At 68.9% G+C, this 13,860-nt stretch carries 12 protein-coding genes, 1 tRNA gene and 1 pseudogene; 11 read left to right on the top strand and 3 right to left on the bottom strand.

The window, feature by feature from the left end; translation table 11 throughout:
• Positions 1–35: 35 nt before the first annotated feature.
• Entirely contained in the window at positions 36–668 is a 633-nt protein-coding gene (locus tag IE318_RS02250; RefSeq protein ID WP_189895732.1) for an NAD(P)-dependent oxidoreductase, read from the bottom strand.
• 120 nt (positions 669–788) lie between these two features.
• Here IE318_RS02250 and IE318_RS02245 point away from each other — a divergent pair, with 120 nt between their 5' ends.
• Positions 789–1,400 carry a TetR/AcrR family transcriptional regulator gene (locus tag IE318_RS02245; RefSeq protein ID WP_189895731.1) on the top strand — a complete coding sequence of 204 codons (612 nt, stop codon included), beginning with the start codon at positions 789–791 and terminating at the stop codon, positions 1,398–1,400.
• 114 nt (positions 1,401–1,514) lie between these two features.
• The gene (locus IE318_RS02240) at positions 1,515–2,210 is read left to right on the top strand and encodes a hypothetical protein (protein WP_189895730.1); all 696 of its coding nucleotides are present in this window, start codon (positions 1,515–1,517) and stop codon (positions 2,208–2,210) included.
• On the opposite strand, the gene IE318_RS02235 is transcribed toward IE318_RS02240, so the two are convergent.
• Positions 2,191–3,231 (bottom strand): adenosine deaminase, encoded by a 1,041-nt coding sequence (locus tag IE318_RS02235; protein ID WP_189895729.1) that lies wholly within the window; start codon positions 3,229–3,231, stop codon positions 2,191–2,193. The genes IE318_RS02240 and IE318_RS02235 overlap by 20 nt on opposite strands.
• Positions 3,232–3,352: 121 nt before the next feature.
• Positions 3,353–4,579: a pyridoxal phosphate-dependent aminotransferase gene (locus IE318_RS02230; protein ID WP_030174456.1), complete on the bottom strand. Its 1,227-nt coding sequence runs from the start codon at positions 4,577–4,579 to the stop codon at positions 3,353–3,355.
• 304 nt (positions 4,580–4,883) lie between these two features.
• Here IE318_RS02230 and IE318_RS02225 point away from each other — a divergent pair.
• The 9 genes and pseudogenes from IE318_RS02225 (at position 4,884) to rpoB (ending at position 13,858) form a co-directional block, all read left to right on the top strand.
• Positions 4,884–4,956: transfer RNA gene (locus tag IE318_RS02225), tRNA-Trp, on the top strand.
• A gap of 109 nt (positions 4,957–5,065) precedes the next feature.
• Entirely contained in the window at positions 5,066–5,353 is a 288-nt protein-coding gene (gene secE / locus IE318_RS02220) for a preprotein translocase subunit SecE (protein ID WP_030174459.1), read from the top strand.
• A gap of 81 nt (positions 5,354–5,434) precedes the next feature.
• On the top strand, positions 5,435–6,286 hold the full coding sequence (nusG, locus tag IE318_RS02215; protein ID WP_189895728.1) for a transcription termination/antitermination protein NusG: 852 nt from the start codon (positions 5,435–5,437) through the stop codon (positions 6,284–6,286).
• A gap of 176 nt (positions 6,287–6,462) precedes the next feature.
• Positions 6,463–6,897 (top strand): 50S ribosomal protein L11, encoded by a 435-nt coding sequence (gene rplK / locus IE318_RS02210; RefSeq protein ID WP_019756559.1) that lies wholly within the window; start codon positions 6,463–6,465, stop codon positions 6,895–6,897.
• A 111-nt stretch (positions 6,898–7,008) separates the two neighbouring features.
• On the top strand, positions 7,009–7,734 hold the full coding sequence (gene rplA, locus IE318_RS02205) for a 50S ribosomal protein L1 (protein WP_030174468.1): 726 nt from the start codon (positions 7,009–7,011) through the stop codon (positions 7,732–7,734).
• A gap of 110 nt (positions 7,735–7,844) precedes the next feature.
• Positions 7,845–8,385: pseudogene (locus IE318_RS46945) on the top strand (SCO4651 family lipoprotein); the annotation flags it as partial.
• Positions 8,386–8,726: 341 nt separating this feature from the next.
• Entirely contained in the window at positions 8,727–9,257 is a 531-nt protein-coding gene (gene rplJ, locus IE318_RS02195) for a 50S ribosomal protein L10 (protein ID WP_030174471.1), read from the top strand.
• 116 nt (positions 9,258–9,373) lie between these two features.
• Complete coding sequence (gene rplL, locus IE318_RS02190; protein ID WP_030174473.1) at positions 9,374–9,763, top strand: 50S ribosomal protein L7/L12; 390 nt, start codon at positions 9,374–9,376, stop codon at positions 9,761–9,763.
• A 609-nt stretch (positions 9,764–10,372) separates the two neighbouring features.
• Positions 10,373–13,858 carry a DNA-directed RNA polymerase subunit beta gene (gene rpoB / locus IE318_RS02185; protein ID WP_189895727.1) on the top strand — a complete coding sequence of 1,162 codons (3,486 nt, stop codon included), beginning with the start codon at positions 10,373–10,375 and terminating at the stop codon, positions 13,856–13,858.
• Positions 13,859–13,860: the final 2 nt, after the last annotated feature.

Here is a 13,860-nt window from a genome sequence, read left to right as displayed (position 1 = left end):
GCAGGCCTCCGGGGGAGACACCCCGCCGACGGGCGTCAGTACGCCACCCCGACGCCCTGCTTCACCGTCGCCGGGTCGTCGAGCATGGTCAGCATCGCGTGGGCCACGTCCGCGCGGGCGATGAAGCGGCCGTGGGGCGGGAAGCCGCCGATGACCGTGCGGTAGGTGCCGGTCAGGGGCTTGTTCTGGAGGCGGGGCGGGCGGACCACCGTCCAGTCCGTGGTGCTGCGGGCCAGTTCGGCCTCCATCTCGCGCAGGTCGGCGTAGACGTCCTTCAGGAGCGCCGAGATCACCTTGCGCGCCGTCCGGTCCACGGCGCCGGCGTCGGCCGGCTCGGGGCCCACCGGGCCCGCGCTGACCACGAGCAGCCGCCGTACCCCTTCCGCCTCCATTGCGCCCAGCACCGTACGGGTGAGCCGGGTCGCCACCCCGGCGTCCTTGCGGCTGCGCGCGCCCAGTCCGGACAGCACCGCGTCCCGGCCCGCCACGGCCGGACGCACGGCCTCCGGGGAGGCCAGGTCGGCGCGGAACACCTCCAGGCCCCGGCCGGTCACGGTCAGCCGGGCCGGGTCACGTACGACGGCGGTCACCTGGTGACCGGCGGCCAGCGCCTGCCGGACGATCTCCTGGCCGATGCCGCCCGTGGCGCCGAAGACGGTGAGGTTCATGATGGCTCTCCTGGTTGCCCGAGGTGGGTGAGTGTTCACTCACCATGTTCTCCCCTAGGGTGAGTAAGTACTCACTCACCCGTCAAGCCACTCGGACCCGCCATGAAATCCTTGGGCACCATGGAGCAGAAACCGGCCCGCGTCCGTGTCCTCGACGCCGCCCATGAGCTGATGCTCACCGTCGGGCTCGCCCGCGCCACCACCAAGGAGATCGCCAAGGCGGCCGGCTGCTCCGAAGCGGCGCTCTACAAGTACTTCCCGAGCAAGGAGGAGCTGTTCATCCAGGTGCTGCGGGAGCGGCTGCCCCGGCTGACCCCGCTCCTGCGCAGCCTCGCCGCCGAGCCGGGCCGCCGCACCCCCGAGGAGAACCTCACCGAGATCGCCCGCCAGGCCGCCCTCTTCTACGAGCAGAGCTTCCCGATCGCGGCCTCCCTGTACGCCGAGACCCAACTCAAGCGCCGCCACGACGAGGCGATGCGGCAGATGGGCTCCGGCCCTCACCTGCCCATCGAGGAACTGGACGCCTACCTCCGCGCCGAACAGGCCCTCGGCCGGATCGGTCCCGACGCCGACACCTTCGCCGCCGCCTCCCTCCTCCTCGGCGCCTGCGCCCAGCGCGCCTTCGCCTACGACTCCACCCCCACGGGCGAACGGCCGCCCCTGGACGACTTCGCCCCCCGCCTGGCCCGCGCCCTGCTCGCCGGAATCTCCGTTGCCGACGGCCGCCGGTGACCGCGACGCTGAGGGCATGACAACCCCGGAGTCGACAACTCCAGAGACGACAACCTCAGAGACGACAACCCCGGACACGACAACCCCGGCCGACCGCACCGCCCGGCGCCGCGCATGCGGCTGAGACTGCGCCAGTTCCGGCCGCGCACCGGCCCGCACGAACACCGGATCGTCCAGCCCCTCCGGCCGCTGCGGCACACCTCACTGCGCGACCCGGAGTCGTACGGCCTCCTCATGGGCGACCACGACGGCCTCAGCCGGCTCGCCGGTCTGTTCTCCTTCGCCGCCTACTCCCGGCACACCGTCGTCCACGTGCCGCTCCGCGACGGCGTCCCGCCCGACGAGGGCGTCGGCGAGCGGGTCGACCTGGTCCTGGTCCACCACTCCTACGGCCTGCGGCCCAGCCGGTGGCCCCAGCTGCGCCGCAGGCTCGGGCCGGGCACACCGCTGACCGTCCGGACCGACGAGGCCCGCACGGCCCGCGACGCGGCGTCCTGGCGCGAGCGGCAGGACCGCTTCGGCGAATGGCGCCGGAACCGCGGGCGGGACGATCTGCGGCAGCTCACCCACGCGCGCACGCACTTCCTGATCGGCAGCCGGGACGTCTTCGCCGAGGCCGCGACGGCCTTCGCCCACGCGGCCGGCCGGGGGCCGCGGATGAGACACGTGGCCAAGGGACACGCGGCCTTCGTGACGAACCTGCCCGGTCTACGGGCGGGCACCGGCCCGGATCGGTACCGCGGCCCCGAGATCGTGATCTGCTTCAAGCCCTACCCGCCCTACGCCCACTTCAGGCGACCGGGGCGCTGAGCCAGTCGTCCACCCCGGACAGCAGCTTCGCCCGTACGTCCTCCGGGGCGGCCGAGGCGCGGATCGACTGGCGGGCCAGTTCGGCCAGTTCCGTGTCCGTGAAGGCGTGATGGCGGCGGGCGATGTCGTACTGGGCCGCCAGCCGCGAGCCGAACAGCAGAGGATCGTCGGCGCCGAGGGCCATCGGGACGCCCGCGTCGTAGAGGGTCCGCAGGGGCACGTCCTCCGGCTTCTCGTAGACGCCGAGGGCCACGTTCGACGCCGGGCACACCTCGCAGGTCACGCCCCGGTCGGCGAGGCGCCGCAGCAGCCGCGGGTCCTCCGCCGCGCGCACTCCGTGGCCCACGCGGTGGGCGTGCAGATCGTCCAGGCAGTCACGGACCGACGCCGGGCCCGTCAGCTCCCCGCCGTGCGGCGCCGCGAACAGGCCGCCGTCCCGGGCGATCGCGAACGCCCGGTCGAAGTCCCGCGCCATGCCCCGGCGTTCGTCGTTGGACAGGCCGAAGCCGACCACGCCGCGGTCCCGGTAGCGCACGGCCAGGCGGGCCAGCGTCCGCGCGTCCAGGGGATGCTTCATACGGTTGGCCGCCACCACGACCCGCATGCCCAGGCCCGTCTCCCGGGAGGCGGTGTCGACCGCGTCCAGGATGATCTCCAGCGCCGGGATCAGCCCGCCCAGCCGCGGGGCGTACGAGGTCGGGTCGACCTGGATCTCCAGCCAGCCCGAGCCGTCCCGGAGGTCCTCCTCGGCGGCCTCCCGCACCAGCCGCCGGATGTCCTCCGGCTCCCGCAGGCAGGAACGCGCCGCGTCGTACAGCCGCTGGAAGCGGAACCAGCCCCGCTCGTCGGTCGCCCGCAGCCTCGGCGGCTCCCCGCTGGTCAGGGCCTCCGTCAGGGCCTCGGGCAGCCGTACGCCGTACTTGTCGGCCAGTTCCAGCAGGGTGGTGGGCCGCATCGACCCGGTGAAGTGCAGGTGCAGATGGGCCTTCGGCAGCTCAGAGACATCACGTACACGCTCCATTCCAGGATCCTGCCGTACCTCCCCCGGTCCCGGTAGCCGTTTCCCCGTTCGTGGTCTTGCCCGCACAGACGTACGGGCCGTCTCCCCTGAAGGGAAACGGCCCGCACACGCGCGTGGGAGGTCAGTCCCGCGCCTCCGCCAGCAGCTTCTGGATCCGGCTCACGCCCTCCACCAGGTCCTCGTCACCGAGGGCGTAGGACAGGCGCAGGTAGCCCGGCGTGCCGAAGGCCTCGCCCGGGACGACAGCGACCTCGGCCTCCTCCAGGATCAGCGCGGCCAGCTCGACCGTGTTCTGCGGGCGCTTGCCGCGGATCTCCTTGCCGACCAGCGCCTTGACCGACGGGTAGGCGTAGAAGGCGCCCTCCGGCTCCGGGCACACGACGCCGTCGATCTCGTTCAGCATGCGCACGATGGTCCTGCGGCGCCGGTCGAAGGCCTCGCGCATCTTCGCGACGGCCTCCAGGTCGCCGGAGACGGCGGCGAGGGCGGCCACCTGGGCGACGTTCGACACGTTCGAGGTGGCGTGCGACTGGAGGTTGGTCGCGGCCTTCACGACGTCCTTCGGGCCGATGATCCAGCCCACCCGCCAGCCGGTCATGGCGTACGTCTTCGCCACGCCGTTGACGACGATGCACTTGTCGCGCAGCTCGGGCAGGAGCGCGGGCAGGGACACGGACACCGCGTCGCCGTAGACCAGGTGCTCGTAGATCTCGTCGGTGAGCACCCACAGGCCGTGCTCCACGGCCCAGCGGCCGATCGCCTCGGTCTCGGCCTCGGAGTAGACCGCGCCGGTCGGGTTGGACGGGGAGACGAAGAGGACGACCTTGGTCCGCTCCGTGCGGGCGGCCTCCAGCTGCTCGACCGTGACCCGGTAGCCGGTGGTCTCGTCTGCGACGACCTCGACCGGGACACCGCCGGCCAGGCGGATCGACTCCGGGTACGTCGTCCAGTACGGCGCGGGCACGATGACCTCGTCGCCCGGGTCGAGGATCGCGGCGAAGGCCTCGTAGATCGCCTGCTTGCCGCCGTTGGTGACCAGGATCTGGGAGACGTCCGGCTCCCAGCCGGAATCGCGCAGCGTCTTGGCGGCGATCGCGGACTTCAGCTCGGGCAGGCCGCCGGCCGGGGTGTACCGGTGGTACTTCGGGTTCTTGCAGGCCTCGACGGCGGCTTCGACGATGTAGTCGGGGGTGGGGAAGTCGGGCTCACCGGCGCCGAAGCCGATCACCGGACGCCCGGCGGCCTTCAGGGCCTTCGCCTTGGCGTCCACGGCGAGGGTGGCGGACTCGGAGATCGCGCCGATTCGGGCGGAGACCCGGCGCTCGGTGGGAGGGGTTGCAGCGCTCATACCGCCATCGTTCCAGACTGCGAACGCCCCGGGCACGCGGGTTTCACGGACTGAACAGCAGCGGTCTAACCCCTGAACAGCCGTCCGTTTCCGCCCTCCGGGGCCGTCCGGTTCCACCCCCGGGCGGACCTCCGGCTTCCCTCGGACTTCCTTTCGACGGGCACCGAAGAACACTTTCTGTTCGACGACCGGCTCCGGACCACGTACACTCTCACCTCGTTGGCCTTCAGCAGCCGCCGCCGCACCCGGTGCCCACAAGGACACCGGGCATACGCTCGGATGCGGTACGTTGGGGGACACACAAAGGGTCGTAGCTCAATTGGTAGAGCACTGGTCTCCAAAACCAGCGGTTGGGGGTTCAAGTCCCTCCGGCCCTGCTACACACACCTTCGCCAGGATGTGTGCGCATGTACGTACAGCAATCTGCACCGCCGTGCGGCTCGACCGGGCGCGGCACGGCCACGACCCGGAATCAGGTGAGGACGAATGACGGACGCCGTGGGCTCCATCGACACGCCTGATGCCCAGGACGAGGTCACGGAGTCCAAGAAGAAGCCCCGCAAGGGTGGCAAGCGCGCCAAGAAGGGCCCGCTGAAGCGCCTTGCGCTCTTCTACCGGCAGATCATCGCGGAGCTCCGCAAGGTCGTCTGGCCCTCGCGTAACCAGCTGACGTCCTACACCACCGTGGTGATCTTCTTCGTGGCCATCATGATCGCCCTGGTGACCGTGATTGACTATGGGCTCAACCACGCGGCCAAGTACGTCTTCGGCTGAGCCAAGAGCGAAGGGCGCCGTGGTTACCGGCGCCCGTTTTCGCATGTTCCACCCCTATGTATCCAGGAAGAAGCAGCCACCGTGTCTGACCCGAACCTGAACGACGCCATCGAGCCGACCGAGTCCGTGGATGACGAGCTCGACACCGTCGAGGGTGCGGACGAGGTCGACGAGGCCCAGGCTGCCGAGGCCGCCGCGGGGGAGCCGGCCGAGGAGGCCGCCGTCCACGTCGAGGAGCAGGTCACCGAGGAGGCGGCCGCCGAGGGTGAGGCCGAGGCGGCCGCCGAGGAGGAGGCCGGTGCCGAGGAGCCCGAGCTCGACCCGGTCACCAAGCTCCGCGAGGAACTGCGCACGCTGCCCGGCGAGTGGTACGTGATCCACACCTACGCCGGCTACGAGAAGCGCGTGAAGGCCAACCTGGAGCAGCGTGCCGTCTCGCTGAACGTCGAGGAGTTCATCTACCAGGCCGAGGTGCCCGAGGAAGAGATCGTCCAGATCAAGAACGGCGAGCGCAAGACCGTCCGGCAGAACAAGCTGCCCGGTTACGTGCTCGTCCGCATGGACCTGACGAACGAGTCCTGGGGCGTCGTCCGCAACACGCCGGGCGTCACCGGCTTCGTCGGCAACGCCTACGACCCCTACCCGCTGTCCCTGGACGAGATCGTGAAGATGCTCGCCCCGGAGGCGGAGGAGAAGGCCGCCCGCGAGGCCGCCGAGGCCGAGGGCAAGCCGGCTCCGCAGCGCAAGGTCGAGGTCCAGGTGCTGGACTTCGAGGTCGGCGACTCGGTCACCGTCACCGACGGCCCGTTCGCCACGCTGCAGGCGACCATCAACGAGATCAACGCCGATTCGAAGAAGGTCAAGGGCCTGGTCGAGATCTTCGGCCGCGAGACCCCGGTCGAGCTCTCCTTCGACCAGATCCAGAAGAACTAGTTCGTACTGTTCGTTCTGGACGAACCGCTTCCGAACAGGTCAGGCGGGCTGCCTCAGCCCGTCTGACCTGCTCGGTTTTAAGCCGCGCATCTATACCCGTTATCGTTGTGCGGTATGCCTGCGTCAGGGTCGCGACTCGCGCGGGCATGGACCCGAATGAAAGGACCCGGAGAGCTATGCCTCCCAAGAAGAAGAAGGTCACGGGGCTCATCAAGCTCCAGATCCAGGCCGGCGCCGCCAACCCGGCCCCGCCGGTCGGTCCGGCGCTGGGTCAGCACGGCGTCAACATCATGGAGTTCTGCAAGGCCTACAACGCCGCGACCGAGTCGCAGCGCGGTTGGGTCATCCCGGTGGAGATCACGGTCTACGAGGACCGTTCCTTCACCTTCATCACCAAGACTCCGCCGGCCGCCAAGATGATCCTCAAGGCCGCGGGCGTGGAGAAGGGCTCCGGCGAGCCGCACAAGACCAAGGTCGCCAAGATCACCGAGGCGCAGGTCCGCGAGATCGCCCAGACCAAGCTGCCCGACCTCAACGCCAACGACCTGGACGCCGCCGCGAAGATCATCGCCGGCACCGCCCGTTCCATGGGCGTCACCGTCGAGGGCTGAACCCCAACCCCGTAGTACGTATGCGGCCGTGATCGCCCGATCGCAGCGCCGCACGTGGCAGGGCCTGCTCGGCCCGTACCACGACTCCTTTCAGAACCCACAGGAGCAGTTGTGAGCAAGCGCAGCAAGGCTCTCCGCGCTGCGGACGCCAAGGTCGACCGGGAGAAGCTGTACGCCCCGCTCGAGGCCGTCCGTCTCGCCAAGGAGACCTCCACGACCAAGTTCGACGGCACCGTCGAGGTCGCCTTCCGTCTGGGTGTCGACCCGCGCAAGGCCGACCAGATGGTCCGTGGCACCGTGAACCTTCCGCACGGCACCGGTAAGACCGCCCGGGTCCTGGTCTTCGCGACCGGCGACCGTGCCGAGGCCGCGCGTGCCGCGGGCGCCGACATCGTCGGCGCCGACGAGCTGATCGACGAGGTGTCGAAGGGCCGTCTGGACTTCGACGCCGTCGTCGCCACCCCGGACCTCATGGGCAAGGTCGGCCGCCTCGGCCGTGTGCTCGGTCCCCGTGGTCTGATGCCGAACCCCAAGACCGGCACCGTGACCCCGGACGTCGTCAAGGCTGTCAACGACATCAAGGGCGGCAAGATCGAGTTCCGCGTCGACAAGCACTCGAACCTGCACTTCATCATCGGCAAGACGTCGTTCGACGACTCCAAGCTGGTGGAGAACTACGGCGCCGCGCTGGAGGAGATCCTCCGTCTGAAGCCGTCCGCCGCCAAGGGTCGCTACATCAAGAAGGCCGCCATCAGCACCACGATGGGCCCCGGCATCCAGGTCGACCCGAACCGCACCCGCAACCTCCTCGTCGAGGAGGACCCGGCCGCGGTCTGAGCACCACGGCAGGCCTGAAGTCGGCGACGAGCCCCGCAACCGTTCCGGTGCGGGGCTCGTCGCTTTTCGTGGGACCGGGATCACTTGCGCGACCACCCAGGGGTGGACGAATGAAGAACGGGACCGTGCGCCGGGCGACGCTCTCCGTCGCGGTCGTGGCCGCGCCGGCGGGGGTGGCCGCCTGCGGCTCCGGTTCCTCCGACGGCTCCGGCAAGGGCGGCGGGGCCGCCGGCCAGGGTGTGACGCACGTGAGCCCCACAGCGGCCCTGCGCACGCCGCTGACGCCACCGGCAAGGCCGACTCCGCCCGGGTCGAGAGCACGACCAGCATCGGCGATCTGATGTCCATGAAGGGCGAGGGCGGCCTCGCCTTGGGCGACGGCCTGACCGGCACGATGACGATCACCTGCACCGGCGGCCGAATGAGCGACGCCATGGGGCCTCACCACCGAGACCGTCGACCTCTGGATCAACGACCAGAACCTGCTGGTGAAGAAGGCCGAGCGGGGCGAGTCGTCCAACGGCACCATGGCCAGCACGGCGCACTACAGGGACTACGGCGTGAAGGTCTCCACCGAGGTGCCCCCCGGCCGGCGACACGGTGGACTTCAAGGACCTGATGAGGTCGCAGGCGGCCGGGCAGGGTGCCTCGGGCACGAGTTCCCGACCCGCCCGCCCGGTCGCGCCCGTAGGGCCCGGCACGGGCCGTACGGGCCGATTTGCTCTCGCCCGCCCCGTTCCCGTACTCTCCTTGCGAAGCCAAAGACCGCTGGTCGTTGCCGCGTGCTCGCCAGAGCCGCGGTGGCCGAAGGATCCGCTGAAAATGCGGGCGACCCGCGCAGGTGACTGTGGAAGAACTCCCGGAGTGCGCGCCCGTGTCGTGCGTTCGGCCGGTCGAGTCCGCCCCGTGCGCCTGCGCCGGGGCGTTTCGTTTTCCCCAGTCCTCCTTCGGGTCCGCGCGGTCCGAATCACCCGGAAGGAGGCCGAGGCTCTATGGCGAGGCCCGACAAGGCTGCCGCGGTTGCGGAGCTGACGGACAAGTTCCGCAGCTCCAGCGCCGCCGTGCTGACCGAGTACCGCGGTCTCACCGTGGCGCAGCTCAAGACGCTGCGCCGGTCGCTCGGTGAGAACGCCCAGTACGCCGTGGTGAAGAACACGCTGACCAAGATTGCGGCCAACGAGGCCGGGATCACGCTGGACGACCAGCTCTTCGCTGGTCCGACGGCCGTCGCCTTCGTCACCGGAGACCCGGTGGAGTCGGCGAAGGGTCTCCGTGACTTCGCCAAGGACAACCCGAATCTCGTCATCAAGGGCGGTGTCCTTGACGGCAAGGCGCTGTCCGCCGACGAGATCAAGAAGCTTGCGGACCTCGAGTCCCGCGAGGTTCTGCTCAGCAAGCTGGCCGGTGCCATGAAGGGCAAGCAGTCCCAGGCTGCCTCCCTCTTCCAGGCGCTGCCGTCGAAGCTCGTCCGCACCGTGGACGCGCTGCGCGCCAAGCAGGCCGAGCAGGGCGGTGCCGAGTAACTCGGCTCGCTTTCTGATCCAGGCCGCATGAGGCGGCAGGGGTCACAGCGGGCCGACGTACGCCCGCCATTCATGTACATCCGGCACCAGCCGAATTAGTGGAAGGATCGCCCATCATGGCGAAGCTCAGCCAGGAAGACCTGCTCGCGCAGTTCGAGGAGATGACCCTCATCGAGCTCTCCGAGTTCGTGAAGGCCTTCGAGGAGAAGTTCGACGTCACCGCCGCTGCTGCCGCCCCGGTCGTGATGGCCGGCGGTGCCGCCGGTGGCGCTGCCGCCGAGGCCGTCGAGGAGAAGGACGAGTTCGACGTCATCCTCTCGGGTGCCGGCGACAAGAAGATCCAGGTCATCAAGGTCGTGCGCGAGCTGACCTCCCTGGGCCTGAAGGAGGCCAAGGACCTGGTCGACGGTGCGCCGAAGGCCGTCCTGGAGAAGGTCAACAAGGAGGCCGCGGACAAGGCCAAGGAGGCCCTCGAGGGCGCCGGCGCCTCCGTCGAGGTCAAGTAAGACCTTCCGGAGTCGTACCGACTCTCCGCGCGCTGACTGCGGCCCGGTAGGGCTGTAACGCGAACGCACCGAAGAGCGATCATCCAACCGGGTGGTCGCTCTTCGGCGTTCCCGGGGGGTGGCTGTGGCGGCCTTGCACGCACGACCGGGAGGGGTATGGTGATCTTCGTCGTGCCTCGAGAGGCCCCCGGAGGCAGGCTGCAAGTGACGATGGCAGCATCCGGTTGGGGCATGGGGGGCCTTGACGAACCGCACGCAGCGCGCAATTCTCAGGACGCGTCGTCACAAGGATCCGAATCCGAGGCATGGATCGACGGCGAAGAGGGCAGTATCAACGTGCGTTGAGGGCAGCAGGCCGCAGGCGGTGACGACAACGAGGGTCTCGAGAAACCCGCACTGGACATCAGTGGGCCAAGTGGCTACACTGACCCTTTGCGCTGCCTGTTAGCTGTCCCCTGCCCGTCACCAGGGGCATGCCCTCACCCGAGCATCGACGACCGGACCACGCCCGACCTGGCCTTTTGGCCACATAGGGCACCGTCTGTCCCGGCGCGTGGGAGAGGGGCCGGTACGCGCGTAGTGAGTCCGAGCCCTCGGAAGGACCCCCTCTTGGCCGCCTCGCGCAACGCCTCGACCGCGAATATGAACAACGGCGCCAGCACCGCCCCGCTGCGCATCTCCTTTGCAAAGATCAAGGAGCCCCTCGAGGTTCCGAACCTTCTCGCGCTGCAAACCGAGAGCTTCGACTGGCTGCTCGGCAACGACGCGTGGAAGGCTCGCGTCGAGGCGGCTCTGGAGTCCGGTCAGGACGTCCCCACCAAGTCCGGTCTGGAGGAGATCTTCGAGGAGATCTCCCCGATCGAGGACTTCTCCGGGTCGATGTCGCTGACGTTCCGCGACCACCGCTTCGAGCCCCCGAAGAACTCGATCGACGAGTGCAAGGAGCGCGACTTCACGTACGCCGCCCCGCTCTTCGTCACGGCCGAGTTCACCAACAACGAGACCGGCGAGATCAAGTCCCAGACCGTCTTCATGGGCGACTTCCCGCTCATGACGAACAAGGGCACCTTCGTCATCAACGGCACCGAGCGTGTCGTGGTGTCGCAGCTGGTCCGTTCCCCCGGTGTCTACTTCGACTCCTCCATCGACAAGACCTCCGACAAGGACATCTTCTCCGCCAAGATCATCCCGTCCCGGGGTGCCTGGCTGGAGATGGAGATCGACAAGCGCGACATGGTCGGTGTCCGCATCGACCGCAAGCGCAAGCAGTCGGTCACCGTCCTGCTCAAGGCGCTCGGCTGGACCAACGAGCAGATCCTCGAGGAGTTCGGCGAGTACGAGTCGATGCGCGCCACCCTGGAGAAGGACCACACCCAGGGCCAGGACGACGCGCTGCTCGACATCTACCGCAAGCTGCGCCCGGGCGAGCCCCCCACGCGTGAGGCCGCGCAGACGCTGCTGGAGAACCTCTACTTCAACCCCAAGCGCTACGACCTCGCCAAGGTCGGCCGCTACAAGGTCAACAAGAAGCTGGGTACGGACACCCCGCTGGACGCGGGCATCCTGACCGTCGAGGACATCATCTCGACGATCAAGTACCTGGTGAAGCTGCACGCCGGCGAGACCGAGACGGTCGGTGACAACGGCCAGCCGGTCGTCGTCGAGACCGACGACATCGACCACTTCGGCAACCGCCGCCTGCGCAGCGTCGGCGAGCTCATCCAGAACCAGGTCCGCACGGGTCTGGCCCGTATGGAGCGCGTCGTCCGCGAGCGGATGACCACGCAGGACGTCGAGGCGATCACGCCGCAGACCCTGATCAACATCCGGCCGGTCGTCGCCTCCATCAAGGAGTTCTTCGGCACCAGCCAGCTGTCCCAGTTCATGGACCAGAACAACCCGCTCTCCGGGCTGACGCACAAGCGGCGTCTGTCCGCGCTGGGCCCGGGTGGTCTCTCCCGTGAGCGGGCCGGCTTCGAGGTCCGTGACGTGCACCCCTCGCACTACGGCCGTATGTGCCCGATCGAGACGCCCGAAGGCCCGAACATCGGTCTGATCGGCTCGCTCGCCTCCTACGGCCGGGTCAACGCGTTCGGTTTCGTCGAGACCCCGTACCGCAAGGTCGACAACGGCCAGGTCACCGACGAGGTCGACTACCTGACCGCGGACGAGGAGGACCGCTTCGTCATCGCGCAGGCCAACGCCACGCTGAACGACGAACTCCGGTTCGCCGAGGCGCGTGTCCTGGTCCGCCGCCGTGGCGGTGAGGTCGACTACGTCAGCCCCGAGGACGTCGACTACATGGACGTCTCGCCGCGCCAGATGGTGTCGGTCGCGACCGCCATGATCCCCTTCCTCGAGCACGACGACGCCAACCGTGCCCTCATGGGCGCGAACATGATGCGTCAGGCCGTGCCGCTGATTAAGTCCGAGTCCCCGCTCGTCGGCACCGGCATGGAGTACCGCTCCGCCGTCGACGCCGGCGACGTGGTCAAGGCCGAGAAGGCGGGTGTGGTCCAGGAGGTCTCCGCGGACTACATCACCACGGCCAACGACGACGGCACGTACATCACGTACCGCCTGGCCAAGTTCGCCCGCTCCAACCAGGGCACCTCGGTCAACCAGAAGGTCATCGTCAACGAGGGCGACCACGTCGTCGTCGGTCAGGTCCTGGCCGACGGCCCGGCCACCCAGAACGGCGAGATGGCGCTGGGCAAGAACCTGCTCGTGGCGTTCATGCCGTGGGAGGGTCACAACTACGAGGACGCGATCATCCTGTCGCAGCGCCTCGTGCAGGACGACGTCCTCTCCTCGATCCACATCGAGGAGCACGAGGTCGACGCCCGTGACACCAAGCTCGGCCCCGAGGAGATCACCCGGGACATCCCGAACGTCTCCGAGGAGGTCCTCGCCGACCTCGACGAGCGCGGCATCATCCGCATCGGCGCCGAGGTCATCGCCGGCGACATCCTGGTCGGCAAGGTCACGCCGAAGGGTGAGACCGAGCTGACGCCGGAGGAGCGCCTGCTGCGCGCGATCTTCGGTGAGAAGGCCCGTGAGGTCCGTGACACCTCGCTGAAGGTGCCGCACGGCGAGACCGGCAAGGTCATCGGCGTGCGCGTCTTCGACCGCGAGGAGGGCGACGAGCTTCCCCCCGGTGTGAACCAGCTGGTGCGCGTGTACGTCGCGCAGAAGCGCAAGATCACCGACGGCGACAAGCTCGCCGGCCGCCACGGCAACAAGGGTGTCATCTCCAAGATCCTGCCGATCGAGGACATGCCGTTCCTGGAGGACGGCACCCCGGTCGACATCATCCTCAACCCGCTGGGTGTCCCGTCCCGAATGAACCCGGGACAGGTCCTGGAGATCCACCTCGGCTGGCTCGCCAGCCGCGGCTGGGACGTCTCCGGCCTCGCGGAGGAGTGGGCGCAGCGCCTCCAGGCGATCGGCGCCGACCAGGTCGACCCGGGCACGAACGTCGCGACCCCCGTCTTCGACGGTGCGCGCGAGGACGAGCTCGCGGGTCTGCTCCAGCACACCATCCCGAACCGGGACGGCGAGCGCATGGTGCTCCCGACCGGCAAGGCGCGGCTGTTCGACGGCCGTAGCGGTGAGCCGTTCCCGGACCCGATCTCGGTCGGCTACATGTACATCCTGAAGCTGCACCACCTGGTCGACGACAAGCTGCACGCCCGCTCGACCGGTCCGTACTCGATGATCACCCAGCAGCCGCTGGGTGGTAAGGCCCAGTTCGGTGGCCAGCGGTTCGGTGAGATGGAGGTGTGGGCACTCGAGGCATACGGTGCCGCCTACGCCCTCCAGGAGCTGCTGACCATCAAGTCCGACGACGTCACCGGCCGTGTGAAGGTCTACGAGGCGATCGTCAAGGGCGAGAACATCCCCGAGCCCGGCATCCCCGAGTCCTTCAAGGTCCTCATCAAGGAGATGCAGTCGCTCTGCCTGAACGTGGAGGTGCTGTCCAGCGACGGTATGTCCATCGAGATGCGTGACACCGACGAGGACGTCTTCCGCGCTGCGGAGGAGCTCGGCATCGACCTGTCCCGGCGCGAGCCGAGCAGCGTCGAAGAGGTCTGACG

Source organism: Streptomyces spiralis (genome assembly GCF_014654675.1).
Lineage (GTDB): Bacteria > Actinomycetota > Actinomycetes > Streptomycetales > Streptomycetaceae > Streptomyces > Streptomyces spiralis.
Note: the sequence above shows the minus strand (reverse complement) of the source record. Positions and strands in the feature narration are given on the sequence as shown.

Bases quoted from the DNA above. Each gene is read 5' to 3' on its own strand.
- IE318_RS02250 (WP_189895732.1), bottom strand. From the start codon at position 668: ATGAACCTCACCGTCTTCGGCGCCACGGGCGGCATCGGCCAGGAGATC.
- IE318_RS02245 (WP_189895731.1), top strand. From the start codon at position 789: ATGGAGCAGAAACCGGCCCGCGTCCGTGTCCTCGACGCCGCCCATGAG.
- IE318_RS02240 (WP_189895730.1), top strand. From the start codon at position 1,515: ATGCGGCTGAGACTGCGCCAGTTCCGGCCGCGCACCGGCCCGCACGAA.
- IE318_RS02235 (WP_189895729.1), bottom strand. From the start codon at position 3,231: ATGGAGCGTGTACGTGATGTCTCTGAGCTGCCGAAGGCCCATCTGCAC.
- IE318_RS02230 (WP_030174456.1), bottom strand. From the start codon at position 4,579: ATGAGCGCTGCAACCCCTCCCACCGAGCGCCGGGTCTCCGCCCGAATC.
- secE (WP_030174459.1), top strand. From the start codon at position 5,066: ATGACGGACGCCGTGGGCTCCATCGACACGCCTGATGCCCAGGACGAG.
- rplK (WP_019756559.1), top strand. From the start codon at position 6,463: ATGCCTCCCAAGAAGAAGAAGGTCACGGGGCTCATCAAGCTCCAGATC.
- rplJ (WP_030174471.1), top strand. From the start codon at position 8,727: ATGGCGAGGCCCGACAAGGCTGCCGCGGTTGCGGAGCTGACGGACAAG.
- rplL (WP_030174473.1), top strand. From the start codon at position 9,374: ATGGCGAAGCTCAGCCAGGAAGACCTGCTCGCGCAGTTCGAGGAGATG.